18 protein-coding genes are annotated in these 18,002 nt (G+C 67.6%); 13 read left to right on the top strand and 5 right to left on the bottom strand.

The window, feature by feature from the left end; all coding sequences use genetic code 11:
• Window positions 1-13: 13 nt before the first annotated feature.
• A complete protein-coding gene (locus CUJ89_RS23890) occupies window positions 14-514 on the bottom strand; it encodes a GNAT family N-acetyltransferase (RefSeq protein ID WP_236655066.1) in 501 nt (166 codons plus the stop codon).
• Window positions 515-1,044: 530 nt separating this feature from the next.
• Here CUJ89_RS23890 and CUJ89_RS23885 point away from each other — a divergent pair.
• From CUJ89_RS23885 to pal, 3 genes are all read left to right on the top strand, one after another.
• Window positions 1,045-2,256: a porin gene (locus CUJ89_RS23885; protein ID WP_114179868.1), complete on the top strand. Its 1,212-nt coding sequence runs from the start codon at window positions 1,045-1,047 to the stop codon at window positions 2,254-2,256.
• A 64-nt stretch (window positions 2,257-2,320) separates the two neighbouring features.
• Entirely contained in the window at window positions 2,321-2,470 is a 150-nt protein-coding gene (locus CUJ89_RS38055) for a hypothetical protein (RefSeq protein ID WP_161556555.1), read from the top strand.
• A 195-nt stretch (window positions 2,471-2,665) separates the two neighbouring features.
• Window positions 2,666-3,157 (top strand): peptidoglycan-associated lipoprotein Pal, encoded by a 492-nt coding sequence (gene pal / locus CUJ89_RS23875; RefSeq protein ID WP_114179867.1) that lies wholly within the window; start codon window positions 2,666-2,668, stop codon window positions 3,155-3,157.
• Between the two features lie 112 nt (window positions 3,158-3,269).
• On the opposite strand, the gene CUJ89_RS23870 is transcribed toward pal, so the two are convergent.
• Window positions 3,270-3,773: a hypothetical protein gene (locus CUJ89_RS23870; RefSeq protein WP_114179866.1), complete on the bottom strand. Its 504-nt coding sequence runs from the start codon at window positions 3,771-3,773 to the stop codon at window positions 3,270-3,272.
• A gap of 199 nt (window positions 3,774-3,972) precedes the next feature.
• On the opposite strand from CUJ89_RS23870, the gene CUJ89_RS23865 reads away from it, so the two are divergent.
• Complete coding sequence (locus CUJ89_RS23865) at window positions 3,973-4,155, top strand: hypothetical protein (protein ID WP_114179865.1); 183 nt, start codon at window positions 3,973-3,975, stop codon at window positions 4,153-4,155.
• 84 nt (window positions 4,156-4,239) lie between these two features.
• Here CUJ89_RS23865 and CUJ89_RS23860 read toward each other — a convergent pair whose 3' ends face one another.
• The 3 genes from CUJ89_RS23860 to CUJ89_RS23850 are packed head-to-tail and all read right to left on the bottom strand — an operon-like array spanning window position 4,240 to window position 9,058.
• The gene (locus CUJ89_RS23860; RefSeq protein WP_114179864.1) at window positions 4,240-5,499 is read right to left on the bottom strand and encodes a cytochrome c; all 1,260 of its coding nucleotides are present in this window, start codon (window positions 5,497-5,499) and stop codon (window positions 4,240-4,242) included.
• Complete coding sequence (locus CUJ89_RS23855; protein WP_114179863.1) at window positions 5,496-6,182, bottom strand: (2Fe-2S)-binding protein; 687 nt, start codon at window positions 6,180-6,182, stop codon at window positions 5,496-5,498. Before CUJ89_RS23855 ends, CUJ89_RS23860 begins: the two co-directional genes overlap by 4 nt.
• Entirely contained in the window at window positions 6,179-9,058 is a 2,880-nt protein-coding gene (locus CUJ89_RS23850) for a xanthine dehydrogenase family protein molybdopterin-binding subunit (RefSeq protein ID WP_114179862.1), read from the bottom strand. Before CUJ89_RS23850 ends, CUJ89_RS23855 begins: the two co-directional genes overlap by 4 nt.
• A 419-nt stretch (window positions 9,059-9,477) precedes the next feature.
• On the opposite strand from CUJ89_RS23850, the gene CUJ89_RS23835 reads away from it, so the two are divergent.
• The 9 genes from CUJ89_RS23835 to CUJ89_RS23795 all read left to right on the top strand — a co-directional run bounded on the left by CUJ89_RS23835 (window position 9,478) and on the right by CUJ89_RS23795 (window position 17,994).
• Window positions 9,478-11,028: a sensor domain-containing diguanylate cyclase gene (locus CUJ89_RS23835; RefSeq protein ID WP_114179861.1), complete on the top strand. Its 1,551-nt coding sequence runs from the start codon at window positions 9,478-9,480 to the stop codon at window positions 11,026-11,028.
• 260 nt (window positions 11,029-11,288) lie between these two features.
• Window positions 11,289-11,564: a hypothetical protein gene (locus CUJ89_RS23830; RefSeq protein ID WP_114179860.1), complete on the top strand. Its 276-nt coding sequence runs from the start codon at window positions 11,289-11,291 to the stop codon at window positions 11,562-11,564.
• Between the two features lie 253 nt (window positions 11,565-11,817).
• A complete protein-coding gene (locus CUJ89_RS23825; RefSeq protein WP_114179859.1) occupies window positions 11,818-12,858 on the top strand; it encodes a succinylglutamate desuccinylase/aspartoacylase family protein in 1,041 nt (346 codons plus the stop codon).
• Window positions 12,859-12,960: 102 nt separating this feature from the next.
• A complete protein-coding gene (locus tag CUJ89_RS23820; RefSeq protein WP_114179858.1) occupies window positions 12,961-13,257 on the top strand; it encodes a type II toxin-antitoxin system MqsR family toxin in 297 nt (98 codons plus the stop codon).
• A gap of 2 nt (window positions 13,258-13,259) precedes the next feature.
• Complete coding sequence (locus tag CUJ89_RS23815) at window positions 13,260-13,661, top strand: type II toxin-antitoxin system MqsA family antitoxin (protein ID WP_114179857.1); 402 nt, start codon at window positions 13,260-13,262, stop codon at window positions 13,659-13,661.
• 313 nt (window positions 13,662-13,974) lie between these two features.
• Window positions 13,975-14,535, top strand: a complete 561-nt coding sequence (locus CUJ89_RS23810) for a GNAT family N-acetyltransferase (protein ID WP_114179856.1) — start codon at window positions 13,975-13,977, stop codon at window positions 14,533-14,535.
• 53 nt (window positions 14,536-14,588) lie between these two features.
• Window positions 14,589-15,530, top strand: a complete 942-nt coding sequence (locus CUJ89_RS23805; protein WP_114179855.1) for an ABC transporter substrate-binding protein — start codon at window positions 14,589-14,591, stop codon at window positions 15,528-15,530.
• A gap of 54 nt (window positions 15,531-15,584) precedes the next feature.
• Entirely contained in the window at window positions 15,585-16,634 is a 1,050-nt protein-coding gene (locus CUJ89_RS23800; protein ID WP_114179854.1) for an LLM class flavin-dependent oxidoreductase, read from the top strand.
• Between the two features lie 7 nt (window positions 16,635-16,641).
• A complete protein-coding gene (locus CUJ89_RS23795; protein WP_114179853.1) occupies window positions 16,642-17,994 on the top strand; it encodes an LLM class flavin-dependent oxidoreductase in 1,353 nt (450 codons plus the stop codon).
• The last annotated feature ends 8 nt before the right edge of the window (window positions 17,995-18,002 follow it).

Raw genomic sequence — 18,002 nt, 5'->3', positions numbered from 1 at the left:
CAGCGGCGTTTTCTCAGGAAACGAGACTCGCAAGTTCGTCCCACACCATGACGATGTTTTGCGACCGCCAGATCGGCCCCGGATCGATGTACTCGCCTGCAACCCGACCGTGCAGCGCCTCATAAAATGCGATCGCAGACTCGTTTCCCTTGACGACACTCAACGCGGCGCCCTGATACCGCAACGTTCGCAAATGCGTCGCGAGTTGTGCAAGCAGCTTGCGGCCGATGCCGCGACGCTTGAATTCGGGATCGACATACAGGAATTTGATCTCGCCACGGCCGTCGAATATCGATTCCGACGGCGCGCCAGCCGCCCCGATTCCGACGATCCTGTTGTCGATCTCGGCAATGAGTACAAGCTGGCTGTCATCGTTCGACGACAGCTTTTCCTGCCATTTTTTGCCGCGATAGTGTTCGTCGAGGACGGCATGCGCTTCCGCCGGTGCGAGATCCCGATAGGTATGCCTCCAGACCTTTACGTGAAAATCGGCGATCGTCTGCGCATCGTCCATATCGGCGGACCTGATGGATATTCCAGTCATTGAGGGCTCTCTCGCTCGGGCAGCTTCGCGCTCGTGGGCGCTGTGACAGCGGATTGTCATCGATCGGGGCAGCGATGTCGAATGACCGGTTGAATTCGCAGCCGGTAGCCACAGGTCGCGTTCGGAAAATGCGTGTGCAGACGCCCGGCGCCGCTCACGCGGTAAATTTTCCCGTTGCCTCCGGCCGTGCCGTCGATCCATACTCATTGCCAAGGCGAAAGCCACGGCGCCCGTACGGATCGAAACGGTCGAACCCGATGAAATGCAGCGGCGTCACACTGAAACCGAAACGCTTCGCCGACGCCGGGACGCACGCCCTCCTGCATCACTCGCTCCCCGCTCCCGACGCGCCGCGATTCTGCTCGATTCCGCAGAGAACCTTTCCTGTGCAACGCCTTAATCGACCGCCGCACGATCTCCAATAATGGCCGCTCGATCCGTCGGCCAGCGCGCCGGCGCGACCCGCCGGCCACCGGGCCGGGAAAACGATAAAAATTCCTATGCATTCCTACCAGTTTAACAAGCACGCCAGCGCTCGAGTCGCGGGGGCCGTCATTGCCACATGCCTGACCGGCTTCGCCCCAGGCATCGCGCACGCGCAGAGCAGCGTGACGCTGTACGGCCTGATCGACACGTCGATCACCTACGCGACCAACCAGCGCACGCACGGCGCCGGTTCACCGGGCAGCGGCAGTGTCGCGATGACGAGCGGCGCACTGAACGCGGCGCGCTGGGGGCTGCGCGGCCGCGAGGACCTCGGTGGCGGGATGGCCGCGGTCTTCACGCTCGAGAACGGTTTCTCGGGCACCACCGGCAAGCTGTCGCAGAAAGGCGTCGACCTGTTTGGCCGCCAGGCATGGATCGGCGTGAGTTCGAAGACGACCGGCACGCTCACGTTCGGCCGCCAGTACGACCTGATCCTCGATTTCGTGACGCCGCTCGGCGCGGCCGGCCCCGGCTGGGGCGGCAACCTCGCGGTCCATCCGTACGACAACGACGATTCGAACCGCAACCTCCGCATCAACAACGCGGTGAAATACACGAGCCCGACGTACCGCGGGCTGACGTTCGGCGCGATGTTCGGTTTCTCGAACGCGGCCGGCCAGTTCGCCAACAACGCGGCGTGGAGCGCGGGGCTGTCGTATGCGAACGGGCCGCTGAAGCTCGGCGCCGGCTACCTGAAGATCAGCCGCGACCGCAATTCGCCGAATCCTGACGGCGCGCTGAACACGGTCGACGGCTCGGCGACGATCACGGGCGGCAACCAGCAGATCTGGGCCACGGCCGGCCGTTATGCGTTCGGGCCGCATTCGGTCGGCGCCGCCTGGTCGCACTCGACCACCGACGGAGTGACGGGCGTGCTCCAGGGCGGCAACATCGCACCGCTGAAGGGCGAATCGCTGGTGTTCGACAACTTCACGGTCGACGGGCGCTTCTTCGTCACACGCGCCTTGAGCCTCGCGGCCGCGTACACGTACACGATGGGCCGCTTCGACACGAGCACGGGCCAGACGCGCCCGAAATGGAACCAGTTCGTCGCACAGGCCGACTACGCGCTGTCGAAGCGCACGGACGCGTATCTCGAAGGCGTCTACCAGAGCGTAAGCGGTGGCAACGGCAATCCCGCATTCAACGCGACAGTCTGGACGCTCACGCCTTCGGCGAACAACAACCAGGTCGTCGTCGCCCTGGGGCTGCGGCACAAGTTCTGACGACGCAGCGTTTCACTGCTTTACCGCTCCGCCGACTGAGTACGATACGCATTCCAAGCGTCGCTTGATCGTCGCAACCCACGCTGAACAGGCCGCGCCCGTGCGCGGCCTGTTCGCTGTGACATCGTGCATCGCGCGCCGCCAGCCCGAGCAAGAATGCGTCCCGGACTGTCGCGTCGGCGCAAAAAATGCGGAGAAACTGGTCACGCTGTGACATTTTTCCTAATCTATTTGCAGCGACGCCGTGATTCGGCGTTCCAATCGCAACAATCTTTCATATGGCGCACCACCGGCTTACGAACATGCATCACGCCGATGGAGCCGGTACTTTCGCGCCGTTGCGACCGGATACGTACGTGCAGATGGCACGCACCACGCTTTCAACGCAGTCAACCGCTGGAGACGAACGATGACCAAAACGAGCCGATTTGCGGTCCTGGCAACCCTCGCACTGCTGGCCGGTTGCCACCACGCGGCGAAAACACCCGAGAACGCCGGCATGGCGCCGACGCCCTCGAGCGAAGCCGTCGCAACGGTGACGGCCGACGATCTCAACAATCCGAACAGCCCGCTCGCGAAGCGCAGCATCTACTTCGATTTCGACCAGTACACCGTGAAGCCCGAATTCCAGTCGCTGCTGCAGGCGCACGCCGACTACCTGCGCAGCCATCCGGCGCGGCGCGTGCTGATCCAGGGCAACACCGACGAACGCGGGACGTCCGAATACAACCTCGCGCTGGGCCAACGCCGTTCGCAAGCCGTGTTGGGCGCGCTCGAAACGCTCGGCGTACAGGCCACGCAACTCGAGGCGGTCAGCCTCGGCAAGGAAAAGCCGGTCGCACTGGGCCACGACGAGGATTCGTGGGCGCAGAACCGCCGCGCCGATCTCGTCTATCGTTGACCGGATGCCGCCGCGACGGCGGCATCCGCGCAAAGAAAAGCATGGCAGGCCGCTGGCCGCAATCGCGGCCGTGCGGTGCGGTTCGGCTCGCCGGGTTCATGCGCGTCATCGGTCAGGCGCCCGATGGCGCACCGCGTCGCACTCCATGCCGGCGTTCGAGCCGCCGATGCAGCCAGTGCGACATCACGGCCGACGTCACGATCGCATCGAGCGTGGCGATCGCGTTGATGTCGCCGACTTTGTCGGCATTCATCAGATACGCGCAGAGCAGCACGTAACCGGTCATCGCACCGCCACCCACGACCATCCCCAGCAGCACGAACCAGCGCCGCCGGATGCGCGTGCCGATCGCCCCCATGATGCCGCCCGCCACCGTCGCGGGCAGGAAATAGCCGAACACGAACGACGCGAAGAAGATCAGCGGCACCATGCCGGCGCTGACTTTCAGGACATCCCATGACGGGCCGTCGATCAACGACCATGCGATCAGCATCACGCCCGGCCAGACGAGCGCCGCGACCAGCGGGCCGCCGATGGCGAACGACACGCAGCCGAGCACGACAGGGGCGGACGGACGCGACGATTTGCCCGGCGGGCGCTCGAGGGTAGCACTCATGTTTTTTGTAATCGGAATGGCGGCGTGCCGAAGTGTACCAAGCCGCCCCGCTGCGCATCCGATCCGGCACCATCGCGCGCGACGATACGCAAAAAGCATGGAATAACCGGCTCGCCCGAAACGTTTCGTCATCGCGCAGACGCGCGGTTCACACGCGAACCGACCTTTCCTGCGGCCTGCGCGCTGCAAGGAGATTGAAATGAAATCGGCAACGTTGGCCGCGGCGCTGATCGCGGCGCTGGTGCTTGTGCTGTCGGCGGGATGTACGTCGTCGGGCAGCGGCACTTCGCAAGGACCGGGCATGAGCCGGTACGGCGGCGGCTCGGGAGGCAGCGGAGGTGGCGGTGGCGGCGGAGGTGGCGGAGGTGGCGGCGGCTACTGAGCCGCCACGGGGTCGGGCGACGCATCGTGCGCGAGCGCCGGAAACCGGCCGCATCGCGCGCGACGCGCCGCCCTGCGGCACGGCTTAACGCATGGCCTTCACGTCGGCCGGCGTGACGCTTGCGGGCTGGCCGCCCCACGTCGCGCGCAGGTAGTTCGCGAGCTGCGCGAGCTCATCGTCGCTCAGCGTGTGCGCGAAGCCCGGCATCGGCTGCAGGTTCTCGAAGCCGGCAAACTTCTGCTCTTCGATGCCGTCGAGCATCGCGACCAGCAGGTTGCGCGGGTCGCCCTGGCGCACCGTCGAATTGCCGTTCATCGGCACCGCCACGTGCGGCTTGCCTTCGCCATTGAAGCCGTGACAGCCCGCGCAGACCGCGAGATACACCGAGCGGCCGGCCGCGAGCTGCGCGGCGTCGGCCGACACCGGCTTCACGGGCTGCGGCACGGGCGGCGTGTCGCCGACCAGGTACACGGACAACGCGCGCAGGTCGTCCTTCGTCATGGTCTGCGTGCTCAGGTGCACGACCGGATACATCTCGCCGAACGCCGAGCCTTGCGGCGCGATGCCGACGCCGAAGAACGTCTGCAGGTCGGTGCCCGTCCAGCCGCGCGCGGCAAGGCCCGCCGGCGTGATGTCCGGCGCGGCCACGCGGCCGAGCGCGGCGCCCGCGAGCGGCTTCGCGCTGTCGAGCTGGCCTGTAAACGTGCGCGGCGTGTGGCATTCCGCGCAGTGGCCGAGCGCGTTCGCGAGATAGCGGCCGCGCTGCCAGTCGGCGGACTGGCCGGTCGACGCGTCGGGCAGGCTGTCCTTCAGGAACACCATGTCCCAGAAGAACATCCCGAAGCGCAGGTTGTACGGGAACTTCAGCTCGTGCGCGCGGTTTTCCTGCGCGACGGGCTTGACCGTCATCAGGTACGCGTACATCGCGTCGGTGTCGGCACGCGTGAGCTGCCGGTACGACGTGTACGGCATCGACGGATACAGGCGCTTGGCCGGCGCCTTGCCGTCGTGCAGCGCGGCGTAGAAGTCGTCCGCGCTCCAGTTGCCAATCCCGTGATCCTTGTCGGGCGTGATGTTCGAGCCGTAGAACGTGCCGTACGGCGAATCGAGCTTCGCGCCGCCGGCGAACGGCGCGCCGTCCTTCGCGCTGTGGCACGCCGCGCAGTCGGCAGCCTTGACGAGGTAGCGGCCGCGCGCGACCGGGTCGGCCCCGGGCGCGCCGGAAGCCGCGGTCGAGGCCGGCGCGTCATGGCCGCCGCAGGCGGCGAGCAGCAGCGCGCAGGCGGCCGCGAGCGCGGGGAAGCCCGCGGCCCGCGCGACACGATGGGCGAATGTGCGTTTCATGCGGCGTCCTTCACGAGTCCCGGCGTCGTCAGCACCACGTCCTTCACGGCTTCGTAGTAGCGGACGTAGCCCGTGCAGCGGCAGATGTGCGCGTCGAGCGCCTCGGTGATCGTGCGTTCGACGTCGGCCTTCGCGACCGGCTGGCGCTTCAGCCGCTCGATCAGCACGGTCGCCGCATTGACGAAACCCGGCGTGCAGTAGCCGCACTGGAAGCTGAAGTGCTCGAGGAACTTCTGCTGGATCGGCGACAGCTCGACCACTTCGCCCGCGTCGTTGCGCTTCGCGTGGCCTTCGATCGTGCGGATCGAACGGCCGTGGAAGAAGTGCGCGCCGGTAATGCAGGTGCGCATTTCCTCGCTCGTGCCGTCCGGCTTGTCGACGATCACGACGCAGGCGTGGCAGATGCCCTGCCCGCAGCCGAGCCGCGAACCGGTGAGGCCGGCGTACTCGTGCAGGAACTCGATCATCATCAGCCCTTCGAGCACCTGCATCGGTCCGACGGACTTGCCGTTGATATTGACCGACAGCGGTTTCTGCTGGAACCGGACGAGCGGACGCTCGACGGCGGCCGGCGCAGCAGCCGGGGTCGAGGCCGGGGCGGCGGAAGCCACGGTCGGCGCGGAAGCGCCGGTTGCGGCCGCGCTGGCGCTCGCGGCCGACGCGGCGGTTTGGGCGGTCGTCATGCGAGCACCTCCTGAATCTTTTGCGGGGTCACCGGCAGGTCGGTGAAACGATGGCCGATCGCGTGCGCGATGCCGTTCACGATCGCGCCGACGACGGGAATCATCACCACTTCGGCGACACCCTTCGGCGGATCGGTCTCGGACAGCGGCGGCAGCACGTCGCCCGTCTGCGACCACACGGCGACGTCGGATGCGCGCGGCAGCTGGTAGCGGTTGAAGTTCCACGTGCCGTTGCCGGGGCCGTCCTCGTAGAGCGGCAGGTATTCATGCAACGCATGGCCGATGCCCATCGCGAGGCCGCCCTGAAGCTGGCCCGACACGAGCTGCGGCGAGATCTGGTTGCCGCACTCCATGATCGAGTGGTGCGTGATCAGTTCGACCTTGCCGGTCGCTTCGTGCACGGCCAGCTCGACGAGCGTGCCGACCGCCGTGTAGTACGTGACGGCCGCGTTGTTGCGGCTCGTCGGCGGGATGAACACGCGCTTGCGGTCCAGCACGCGGTAGCCGTTCGCGGTCGGCGGCAGCGTGCCGCGCATCGCGGTCGCGCCGGCCGGCGCGGCGGTGCCCGGCACCGGGCCGTTGTCGTCGCCCGTCTTCGGCGCGCCGACGCGCAACGACAGCCCGTCGATCGGCATGCGTTCGACCGTGCCGCCCACGTCGAACTCGGCGTCGGTCCATTGCCAGCGGTTGAACACGTGCACGACGGCGCCGGTCGGCAGGCCGAGTGCATGCGCCTGCTTCGCGAGCTGTTCGAACGTCAGCGGCTCGAGGCCGTCGGCGGTCAGCTTGCCGTCGACCCAGCGCGCGTCCTCGATGCGGATCGTGTACGGCGCGGCCTGGCCGCCGCCGAGGCCGCGCGTCCAGATCGACATCGCGGCCGGCCACAGCCCGTAGCGGAACACGGCGCGCGCGGCTTCGCGCGTGCTGTGCGTGAAGTAATACGCCGAATTCGTCGCGCTCGACGGCGACGCATAGTTCGGCGACCAGCGCGGGTTCGCGCTCAAGCGATCCTGGTCGGCCTGCGACATCAGGTACGGATCGCCGCTCGTCTCGACCGGCAGGTCCGGCCACTCGGTTACTGCAACGCGCACTTCGGTCGCCGGACGGCCGAGCCATTTCGCGACCGCGACGGCCTGCGACGTCGACATCCCGGTGCCGATCTCGGCCGCCGTGTGCTGCAACGACACCTTGCCGTGCTCGTCGAACTCGACCTTCGCGAACGACGCTTCCGCGCCCGTGCCGAAATCCTTCTGCACGCATGCGAAACCGACGCCATAGCGCTTGCCCGGGTTCGCCGCCTCGAATTCGGCCTTGCGCGCGACACGGCGCGTCCACAGCGGATGCTGCTTCGCGCGTTCCAGCACTTCGTCGACGCGCAGCGCGCCGGCGGGAATCGCGCCCTGCGTGTTCTTCATCCCCGAACGCAGCGCGTTGCGCAGCCGGAAATCGATCGGGTCGATGTTCAACTGCGCGGCGATCTCGTCGACCGCCATCTCGGTCGCGGCCATGCTCTGCAGCGTGCCGTAGCCGCGCGCGGAACCGGCGTCGATCGCGCGCGACGCGATCGCGACCGCGGCAAGGTCGCTCTTCGGGAAGTAGTAGATCGACTGCGCGGCCGTCGCGCCGACCATCGCCACCGACGGCGAGAAGTTCGAGCGCCCGCCGCCGTTCGCCTCGAAATCGCCCTTGAACGACTGCAGCAGGCCCGTGTTGCGGTCGACCGCGATCCGGTAATGCATCTTGAACGCGTGACGCTTCAGCGACGTCTGGAACTGCTCGTAGCGGTCGTTCGCGAAACGCACCGGGCGGCCGTCCGCGTACAGCGCGCAGACGAGCCCGTAGAACGGCACGTTGAAGTGATCCTTGGAACCGTAGCCGACCGTGTAGCACGGATGCACGAACAGCTTCTTCACCGGGAAGCGGCATTTCGCGACCATCGCGGCCGCGTTCTCGGCCACTTCGAGCGGCGACTGGGTCGGCACGACGAGGTGCAGCGACTGCGTCGCGGCGTCGTACCAGCAGTTCGCGTTGTCGGGCTCGAGCGCGGAAGTATCGACCGACTGCGTGTTGTACTCGCGGTCGAACACGAGCCAGTCGGCCGTCGGATGGTCGAGCTCGCTGGCGATCTGCCCCGCCAGGAACATGCCCTGCTCGTCGAGCTTGCCGTGCTCCTTGCCGTCCGGCCACACCGGCAGGTGCTTGCGCATCATGCTCGGGAAGATCGGCGCGTCCTTCAGGCTCGAATAGACGTCGTCGTCGTAGGCCGTCTTGCCGCCCACGCGCACGTAGCGGAAGGTCCCCCACGGATCGCGCTCGAGCGGGCCCGTGACCGCACCGTAGCGGATCACGTCGTCGCGGAACTTGAGCGCGTTCTTCGCGAAGCGGAAGCGCGCGAAGTCGTGGTAGATGAGGATCGCGACCGCATGGCCGAGATACGCGGGCGTCTTGCCGGCCGGCAACAGCATGTCGTCGCCGTAGAACGTCGGGAACGCGACGCCGTCGCGCACGAGATCGTCGGCCGTGACCACGCGGTCCGGTTTCAGGTCGTCGCCGAGCAGCGACAGGTCGAAGCCTTCGTAGGTGCGGTCGGCCTGCGTGACGCGCAGGATCAGCGCGTGCGACTGCTGCTGCGGCCAGTGCGGCATGTCGGCCGCGCGGACGTCGCGGGCGAACACTTTCGCGCCCGTGACCTTCGCGATGCCATCGATGCGGAATTGGGGGATGCCGGTGACGCTATCCCATTTGACGGGGGTGAGGAGTTTTTCTTCGAAGAGCGCCGCGAACGCGCGGCTGCCCAGGGGCGCGACATACACTGCGACGCCCGCCAGCACGCTGGCTTTCAGAAAACCCCGCCGTGACAGGCCGTGGTTTTTCATTGGGGGAACCTCCTGATGCGGCTCGGACGGCGATCGGGTGTCGCGACGTTCGGAGCGGCGCGCATTCTGGCATTGTTTTAGATATATCGCCTATAGTATTTCTCGCATGAAATACTTATTGAATTCCTTATAACGGGATTCAGCCGGGCTGCGGCGGCCGGTCGCAGCGTGCCGGATATCGTTCCGTTCGCAACGATGCTGCCTTCGCACCATCGAATGCGCAAGACTTTCACGGGCGTGGTTTACGACTACCGGCCGGCGCTGCGCCCGGTGCTGCCGGCCTGCCCGTGCATGCGTGCGGGCGCCCCGCACCACCCGTATTTCATGGTAATGTCGTGCGCATCCGGCGTGCCGGTGCTTCCGCCATGTGCCGTGCGAGCGCCGCCAGCCATCGCGACATCGTGTCGAGGTCAAAAACCATGGCAGTCAGGGCATCTCTCCTGCACTCCGTTCTCGCCACTCCTCCCTCCGGCAACCACCGCGTGACGGCCGCGCTGCGCCCGTCGATGCTCGTTACCCTGTTCGAAGACGTCCGCCCGATGGCGCTATCCGGGCTCGCGAGCGGCTTCGTCGCGGCCGTCGCGCTGATCCGGCTGCAGCAGCTCTGGTGCCTCGTGTGGCTCATCGTCGACATCGGCCTGCTCGCCGCGCGGCTCTTGGTCGCGCGTGCCTACGCGGTGCGACGCGACGCCGGCGACGACCACGCCGAATACTGGGCAATGCGCTATGCGCCCGTGTCGCTCGTCGCATGCTTCGTGCTCGGCCTCGGCGTGATGGGCTGCGTGCAAGCCGCGGATGTCGAGCTCGGTACGCTGTCGGTGATGGTCGCGGGCGGCGTGTTCGGCGGGATCGCGTCGCGCAATTCGGCGCTGCCGCGGCTCGCGATGACGCAGGTCGCACTCGGCGTGCTGCCGATCGGCGTCGGCGCGCTGCTGGCCCACCGCCCGGGCGCGTGGCTGCTGCTGCCGCCGCTCGCGATCTATCTCGCGGCCATGCGCACGGTCGTCCAGCGCCACTACCGCGTGCTCGTCGCGCTGATCGCCGCGCGCCAGCGCAACGCCGAACTCGTCGCACGCTTCGACGCCGCACTCACCTATATGCCGCACGGCCTGTGCATGATCGACGGCGAGAGCCGCGTGATCGTCGCGAACCGGCGCACCGCGCAGCTGTTCGGCTCGCCGCGCGAGATCATGCTCGATACGCCGCTGCCCGCCGTCATCGCGGCGCTCGGCGCGAACGCCGAGACCGATCCCGGCGGCGCCGGTCTCGCCGTGCAGTGCGATATCTGGCTGAACCGCGACGAACCCGGGCCGCTCGACATCACGCTCGCCGACGGACGCCAGCTCGAACTGACGCGCCACCGCGTGCCGGACGGCAACGCGGTGATCATCGTCGAGGACGTCACCGCGCGCCGCCAGACCGAGCAGCACATCCGGCACCTCGCGCGGCACGACGCGCTGACCGGTTTGCCGAACCGCCACGAGTTGCATGCCGAGCTCAGGCGGATGCTCGCGCGCCGGTCGCGCCTGCCGGGCCCCGCGCTCGCCGTCATGTATCTCGACCTCGACGGCTTCAAGGCGATCAACGACCGGTTCGGCCACCAGGCCGGCGACGAAGTGCTCACGCAGGTCGCCGAGCAGCTCGGCAAGACGCTGCCGCCCGGCGCGCTTGCCGCGCGCATCGGCGGCGACGAGTTCGTCGTCGCGATCGACGACACCACGATGCACGCGTGTTCGATCCTCGCCGCGCGGATCATCCGGCAGATCTCGGCGCCGTACACGCTGTCGCTCGGCGCGACCGTCAGCTTCGGGATCAGCATCGGCATCGCGCTCGACGACGGGCACGGTTCCCCCGACGAACTGATCCGGCAGGCCGACAGCGCGCTGTACGACGCGAAGTCGGCCGGCAAGGGGATCTACTGCTTCTATTCGAGCGGCAGCCGCCGGATGGCGCCGGCCACCGCGAGCTGACCCGACGCGTCGCGCGCCGGCCGCGCATCCGTCTTTCCCCTACCGGCCGCCTCCTCCCGACGATTCAATTCCGAAACGCTTTGCGTGTTCGCACGTGGCGCCGCGCGCTCGCATGTCACGTGACGTGTTCCGTAACATCGCCGTTCGCCACGCATCACGTTGGGCGCAGAAGCCCGCACGATCGGTGCCGCGCAGGGCTTTTCATCGCTGGCACTCTTATTGCTCCCTGTCAGGGAAACAGGTTGTCAGGGAGGCCCAACATGAATACCGTCGAAGTCCTCAGCCGCAGCGAAATCATCGACGAACTGGACGTGATCGACGGCGAGTCGCTGATCCGGCGGCTCGTTTCCGAGCGCCGCATGCCGGCCGCCCGCGAAGCCGCGTGCGTCGACAATCCGCCGCTGACGCTGTACGGCGCGTATCGCCAGGGTGTCGCCGATCACGGCACGCGGCGCGCGAATCCGTATCGCGCCGGCAGCCGTTTCTGGGCACTGTGGGAAGAAGGACGTCTCGAAGCTGAAACATCGGGCCGGTAAGCCGGCCGCGAGCGCCGACCCTGTCGCGGCAAGGGATCGGCGCGAAACATGACGCACGAATGCGGCCGGCCGGCGCGCCGGCATGCGTTCACCGATGCAACATCGCGCGGCCTCGCGTATCGGAACAACCGCTCGCCCATGCGCATCCACGCGCACGCCGGTTGACGGAGTTCGGCATCGCGCGCCCCCGGCGCGGCGCGCGGCCGCTGTTTCCCGATAAGATGGCGAATTCCGTTCATCGCACGATGCCGCCATGACCGCCTCCTCGTCACACCGAAATCCCATCCACTGCGAAATCGATCTCGACGCGCAAGGCAAGCACGCGGGCTACCTGCGGCTGCCGCATTCCGTGCACCGCTCGGCGTACGGCTGGCTGCCGATTCCGATCGCGTCGATCCGCAACGGCGACGGCCCGGTCGCGCTCGTGATGGCCGGCAACCACGGCGATGAATACGAAGGCCAGATCATCGTGTCGCAGTTGATGCGCGAGATCGAGCCTGAGATGGTCAGCGGGCAGTTGATCCTGCTGCCGATGGCGAATTTCCCGGCGGCGGATGCAGGGCTGCGCGTGTCGCCGCTCGACGAGGGCAACCTGAATCGCAGTTTCCCCGGCGATCCGGCGGGCACGCCGACGCAGATGATCGCCCACTACATCGAGCATGCGCTGCTGTCGCGCGCGCAGTACCTGGTCGACCTGCATTCGGGCGGCAGTTCGCTGCTTTACCACGGCGGCAACATGCTCGCGATCGATCCGCTCGACGCCGACGAAGCCGCGAAACTCAACGGGCTGCTGGTCGCATTCGGGTTGCAGAATGCGCTGCTGCATGCGCCGAATCCCGTGCACTCCGCGTCGGCCGCGCGCCGGCAAGGCGCGATCTCGATCGTGACCGAACTCGGCGGCGCGGGCATGGCCGATCCGTCGCTGATCCGGCTCGGCCGTCACGGGCTGCTGTACTACCTCGGCTATATCGGCCTGCTGCGCGGCGCGCTCGTGCCCGACGCGCCACCGACCGTCACGCGCTTCATGCGCGTCGACGGCGACCGCCATTTCGTCTACGCATACGAGCGCGGGTTGTATGAGCCGCTCGTCGAACTCGGCGACCAGGTGAAGGCCGGGCAGCCGGCCGCGTGGGTGCATTTCCCCGATACGCCGTTGCGCGAACCGGTGCTGCACCGGTTCAACGGCGACGGCGAAGTGGTGTGCAAGCGCGTGCCCGCGCAGGTGCGGCGCGGCGATTGCCTGTTCCAGCTCGCGGAGCCGACCGCGGCGCCGAGCATCGGCCTGAAGGCCTAATCCGGATTTCTCGCTTCCTCATGCTGTCTGCCTGTCGTGGCGGACGGCATGCGTGCGCCATTAACCAACTTGACAAATAAACCCTTTTGGTTAATATCGCAGATGGAAAAAGGAACGCCTCATTGCAAGCTGTCCCGGGTCAAGGCACTCGTCGAGACCGGCAACGTCCGCCTGACCGCGAGTGCCGTACTGGGCGCGCGGCAACTGGGTTTCACGGAAAGGGAGGCGATCGGGGTCGTGATGTCGCTGAGTGCCGTCGATTTCCACAAGAGCATGACGACCTACGCCGACCACACGATCTGGCAGGACGTCTATCAGACTCGTACCGTGCATGGCGACGTGTACCTGAAGCTGACGGTGATCGACGATGTGCTGATCGTGTCTTTCAAGGAGCGTTGAACATGAAGTGCCCTGCATGCGGTGCTGCCAAGCTGGTCCGCGACACGCGCGACATCCCCTATACCTACAAGGGTCGATCGACGGTCATCCGCGGCATCACGGGCGATTTCTGTCCGGCCTGCGGAGAGTCCGTGCTGGATCTCGACGAAGCGACCCGGCTCGGCGAGGCGGCAAGCGAATTCAACAAACAGGTGAACGCGAGTCTTGTCGATCCGAAGTTCATTCTGAAGGTCCGCAAGAAGCTGATGCTGGATCAACGCGAGGCGGCCGAACTCTTCGGCGGCGGCATCAATGCGTTCTCTCGCTACGAGACCGGCAAGACGAACCCGCCGCTGGCCCTGGTGAAGCTGCTCAAGATACTCGACCGTCATCCGTATCTGCTGGCCGAAGTGCGGGCAGCGTAGGTACGCGCCGTTCGACATCGCGCATGCTTGAAGCCCGAGCGTCGACACGTGCGCCCCCAACCCGGACACCCCACCCCACTCCCCCTGCAAGCCTTCTGACGTTCTTCACGAAATCCTTATCGAAATTGCTTCGTTCGCCTTCGCGCGCCGCCCCGCTAACGTAGTTGAAACGGCGGCGGCCCGCCGCGCGCGTCGCAGGATGCGCGCCGGCCGCCGTCATCACGACAACCGCGCCGCGATAACGGAATAGCGCCGACGGGCCGCGTGCCCGCGCCCGACAGCACGTCCGCATCGCGCGCCCTACGCGATGCCCATGGCCACGAACGACCGCCTCATCGATACGACACCGCTCGACGTCCGCGCACTGCCGCTGATCGACGCGCTGATCGACGAATACGCGACGCGCTACGATGCGTATCGCCCCGACAGCCGCGCGTCGGCGCGCGACGAACTCGCACGCTACCCGGCCGAGCAGTTCGCGCCGCCCGAAGGCGCGTTCGTGCTGCTGCTGCGCGACGGCGAAACGATCGGCGGCGGCGCGTTCAAGCGCTACGACGCGCAGACGGCCGAACTCAAACGCATCTGGACCCATGCCGACCTGCGCCGCCAGGGGCTCGCGCGGCGCATCGTCGAGGCGCTCGAGCTGCGCGCCGCGCAACAGGGCTATCGCCGCATCTACCTGACCACCGGTTTTCGCCAGCCCGAAGCGTGGGCGCTGTACGACCGCACCGGCTACACGCGGCTGTTCGATTCGTCGATCGACCCCGAAGCGTATTTCCACCTGCGGTTCGGCAAGGATCTCGCCGATCCGTCGCGCACGTCGACGCTTGCCGACCTGTGGGCGCCCGTGCCCGAACCGGTGTTGCCGCGCTGAGCGCACGGCTGTCCCGCTCCTCCCGTTTCCGCTTTCCTCGACAGGACGTTTTCATGCAACGAGCCGTACCGCTTTCTTCCCGTGCCGTGCGCACGCTGGCCGCCGCGCTGGTCGGCCTGACCGCTTTCGCCGCGGCCGCCGCGACCTTCGACCTGAGCCCCGAACAGCGCGGCCGCCCGCGCGGCGCGGCCGATGCGGCGGTCGAGCACGCGGTGCCCGCGTCGTTCAAATTCGCCGAACCCGGCACGCTGACGATCGGCATCGCGCCGAGCCTGCCGCCGATCAGCTCGTATGCGACCGACGCGCGCACGGTGATCGGCTTCGACGCCGATGTCGGCCAGCTCGTGTCCGACAGTCTCGGCCGCAAGCTGAAGATCGTCGCGCTCGCGTGGGCCGACTGGCCGCTCGCGCTCGAATCGGGGAAAGTCGACGCGGTGATCTCGAACGTCACCGTCACCGAAGAGCGCAAGCAGAAGTTCGATTTCTCGAGCTACCGCAAGGACCAGGTCGGCTTCTACGTGCGCAACGACAGCAAGATCCAGGCGATCCGCGAGCCGAAGGATGTCGCGGGGCTGCGCATCGTGACCGACGCCGGCACCAACCAGGAAAAGATCCTGCTCGCGTGGGACCGCGAGAACGTCGCGCACGGGCTGAAGCCCGTGCAGATCCAGTACTACGACGACCAGGCGATGCGCATCGTTGCCGTGCAGTCGGGCCGCGCCGATGTCGTGTTCAGCGTGAACTCGGTGCTCGCGTACCAGAGCGCGCAGCAAGGCAAGACGCGGCTCGTCGGCGCGATCAGCGGCGGCTGGCCGCGCACGGCCGACATCGCGATCGCGACGCGCCGGGGCAGCGGGCTCGCCGATCCGCTGACCGTCGCGCTGAACGGGCTGATCAGGAACGGCCGCTACCAGCAGGTGCTCGATCGCTGGAACCTCGCATCCGAAGCGATCGACCAGTCACGCACGAATCCGCCGGGGCTGCCGAAGAGCTGAGCGCCGCGGCCTGCCCACCCACCCTCCACGCCACCCGCAGGAACGCCGCTCACCATGTCTTATTCGCTTTCGTTGCTGGACAAGAGTCCGATCGCGGACGGCGCGAACGCCGCCGACGCGCTGCGCTTCACCACGACACTCGCGCAGCGCGCCGAACAACTCGGCTACGAACGCTTCTGGGTCGCCGAGCATCACGGCACGCCGGGCTTCGCGAGCTCGGCGCCGGAGATCGTCGTCGCGCACCTGCTCGCGCACACGTCGCGCATCCGCGTCGGCTCGGGCGGCGTGATGCTGCAGCACTACAGCCCGTTCAAGGTCGCCGAGTCGTTCAAGCTGCTGGCCGCGCTCGCGCCGGGCCGCGTCGATCTCGGCATCGGCAAGGCGCCTGGCGGATTGCCGCTGACCACGCGCGCGCTGCAGTGGTTCCACGACAAGGCGCGCAAGCCCGACTTCGCGGGCCAGCTCGCGGAGCTCGACGCGTTTCTCGGCTGGGGCGTCGCCGAAGATCATCCGCTCGCCGGCGCGGTCGCGATGCCGGTGCCGCCGCAACCGCCCGAACGCATCCTGCTCGGCGGCTCGCCGGACAGCGGCGCGCTTGCCGCGCGCAACGGCTGGCGCTTCTGCTACGCGGGGCATTTCAACGGCGACGACGCGAATCTCGAACGCTCGCTGGACGCGTACCGCAGCGCGGGCGGCACACGCCCGCTCGTCGCGCTGTACGCGGTGGCCGCGCCGACGCGCGACGAGGCCGAGCAACTGATCGGGCCGCTGAAGATCTTCAAGCTGCAGTTCGCGGGCGGCCAGAGTTTCAACCTCGCCAGCGCGCACGCGGCTGCCGAATTCGCGCGGCAAAGCGGCGCGTCCGACTACCGGATCGACGAGCTGCGCCCGACGGTGCTGGCCGATACGCCCGAGCGCGTGCACCGCGCGCTCGATGCGCTGAGCCGGCGGCTCGACGTCGACGCATTCGTGATCGATTCGCCGGTGACCGACTACGCGGCGCGGCTCGCATCGGCCGAATGGCTCGGCGGCGCGCTGTCGGCGACGCCATTGCATGCGGCCCTCGCGGCCGACCGCTCCCTTTCCCCTGACCAGAACGCGTGACGCTACCATGACGACCCGACGATCGATTCCCTTCGGCCTGATGCTGCAAGGCGCAGGCAGCCATATGAACGCCTGGCGGCACCCGAGCAACCCGCCGGACGCGAGCATCAACCTCGACTTCGCGATCGGCATCGCGCGCAAGGCGGAAGCCGCCGGCATCGCGTTCGCGTTCGTCGCGGACGGCCTCTACATCAACGAGAAGTCGATCCCGCACTTCCTGAACCGCTTCGAGCCGCTGACCGTGCTGTCGGCGCTCGCGGCCGCGACGAAGAAGATCGGGCTCGCGGGCACGATCTCGACGTCGTACAGCGAGCCGTTCACGGTCGCGCGCCAGCTCGCGTCGCTCGACACGATCAGCGGCGGGCGCGCAGGCTGGAACGTCGTGACGACGCCGCTCGAAGGCACCGCGAAGAATTTCGGCAAGGCGCATCCCGATCACGAACTGCGCTACGAGATCGCCGACGAATACCTCGACGTCGTGCAGGGCCTGTGGGACAGCTGGGACGACGACGCGTTCGTGCGCGACCGCGCGACCGGCCGCTTCTTCGATCGCGACAAGCTCCACACGCTCGATCACCACGGCCGTTTCTTCCAGGTCGCGGGCCCGCTCAACATCCAGCGCTCGCCGCAGGGGCAGCCGGTGATCTTCCAGGCCGGCTCGTCCGACACCGGCATCGGGCTCGCGGGCAAGTACGCGGACGCGGTGTTCACGCATTCGCCGTCGCTCGACGAGACGGCCGCATTCACGCGGCGCGTGAAGCAGAGCGCGATCGAGCACGGGCGGCAAGCCGGCGACGTGAAGATCTTCCCCGGTGTCGGTCCGATCGTCGGCCGCACGGCCGCCGAGGCGGAAGACAAATACCAGGTGATCCGCGACCTGCTGACAATCGACGAGGCGCTCGCGTATCTCGGCCGCTATTTCGATCACCACGATTTCACGCAGTACGCGCTCGACGCGCCGTTCCCGGAACTCGGCGACCTCGGCCGCAACAGCTTCCGCTCGACCACCGACCGGATCAAGGCCGACGCGAAGCAGAAAGGCCTGTCGCTGCGCGAGACGGCGCTCGCGGTCGCGACGCCGCGCCCGAACTTCATCGGCACGGCCGAGCATGTCGCCGACGAGTTGATCCGCTGGCACGACGCGGGCGCCGGCGACGGCTTCATCCTCGGCTTTCCGGTGCAGGCGCAGGGTGTCGACGATTTCGTCGAACTCGTGATTCCGGCGCTCGAGGCGCGCGGCCGCTACAGCCGCGACCTGCCCGGCGCCACGCTGCGCGACCACCTCGGCCTGCCGCGCAAGGCGAGCCGCCACGCGGCGCCCGGCGCCGCGCAGGAACCGGCGGCCGAAGCGCACGCCTGACGCCACCG

It is taken from the genome of Burkholderia pyrrocinia (genome assembly GCF_003330765.1).
Lineage (GTDB): Bacteria > Pseudomonadota > Gammaproteobacteria > Burkholderiales > Burkholderiaceae > Burkholderia > Burkholderia pyrrocinia_B.
The sequence above is the reverse complement of the archived record's forward strand: the minus strand, read 5'-3'. Positions and strand labels throughout refer to the sequence as shown.

Excerpts from the sequence above, each read along its gene's own strand:
- CUJ89_RS23890 (WP_236655066.1), bottom strand. The coding sequence starts at position 514 with ATGGACGATGCGCAGACGATCGCCGATTTTCACGTAAAGGTCTGGAGG.
- CUJ89_RS23885 (WP_114179868.1), top strand. The coding sequence starts at position 1,045 with ATGCATTCCTACCAGTTTAACAAGCACGCCAGCGCTCGAGTCGCGGGG.
- pal (WP_114179867.1), top strand. The coding sequence starts at position 2,666 with ATGACCAAAACGAGCCGATTTGCGGTCCTGGCAACCCTCGCACTGCTG.
- CUJ89_RS23870 (WP_114179866.1), bottom strand. The coding sequence starts at position 3,773 with ATGAGTGCTACCCTCGAGCGCCCGCCGGGCAAATCGTCGCGTCCGTCC.
- CUJ89_RS23865 (WP_114179865.1), top strand. The coding sequence starts at position 3,973 with ATGAAATCGGCAACGTTGGCCGCGGCGCTGATCGCGGCGCTGGTGCTT.
- CUJ89_RS23860 (WP_114179864.1), bottom strand. The coding sequence starts at position 5,499 with ATGAAACGCACATTCGCCCATCGTGTCGCGCGGGCCGCGGGCTTCCCC.
- CUJ89_RS23855 (WP_114179863.1), bottom strand. The coding sequence starts at position 6,182 with ATGACGACCGCCCAAACCGCCGCGTCGGCCGCGAGCGCCAGCGCGGCC.
- CUJ89_RS23850 (WP_114179862.1), bottom strand. The coding sequence starts at position 9,058 with ATGAAAAACCACGGCCTGTCACGGCGGGGTTTTCTGAAAGCCAGCGTG.
- CUJ89_RS23835 (WP_114179861.1), top strand. The coding sequence starts at position 9,478 with ATGGCAGTCAGGGCATCTCTCCTGCACTCCGTTCTCGCCACTCCTCCC.
- CUJ89_RS23830 (WP_114179860.1), top strand. The coding sequence starts at position 11,289 with ATGAATACCGTCGAAGTCCTCAGCCGCAGCGAAATCATCGACGAACTG.
- CUJ89_RS23825 (WP_114179859.1), top strand. The coding sequence starts at position 11,818 with ATGACCGCCTCCTCGTCACACCGAAATCCCATCCACTGCGAAATCGAT.
- CUJ89_RS23820 (WP_114179858.1), top strand. The coding sequence starts at position 12,961 with ATGGAAAAAGGAACGCCTCATTGCAAGCTGTCCCGGGTCAAGGCACTC.
- CUJ89_RS23815 (WP_114179857.1), top strand. The coding sequence starts at position 13,260 with ATGAAGTGCCCTGCATGCGGTGCTGCCAAGCTGGTCCGCGACACGCGC.
- CUJ89_RS23810 (WP_114179856.1), top strand. The coding sequence starts at position 13,975 with ATGGCCACGAACGACCGCCTCATCGATACGACACCGCTCGACGTCCGC.
- CUJ89_RS23805 (WP_114179855.1), top strand. The coding sequence starts at position 14,589 with ATGCAACGAGCCGTACCGCTTTCTTCCCGTGCCGTGCGCACGCTGGCC.
- CUJ89_RS23800 (WP_114179854.1), top strand. The coding sequence starts at position 15,585 with ATGTCTTATTCGCTTTCGTTGCTGGACAAGAGTCCGATCGCGGACGGC.
- CUJ89_RS23795 (WP_114179853.1), top strand. The coding sequence starts at position 16,642 with ATGACGACCCGACGATCGATTCCCTTCGGCCTGATGCTGCAAGGCGCA.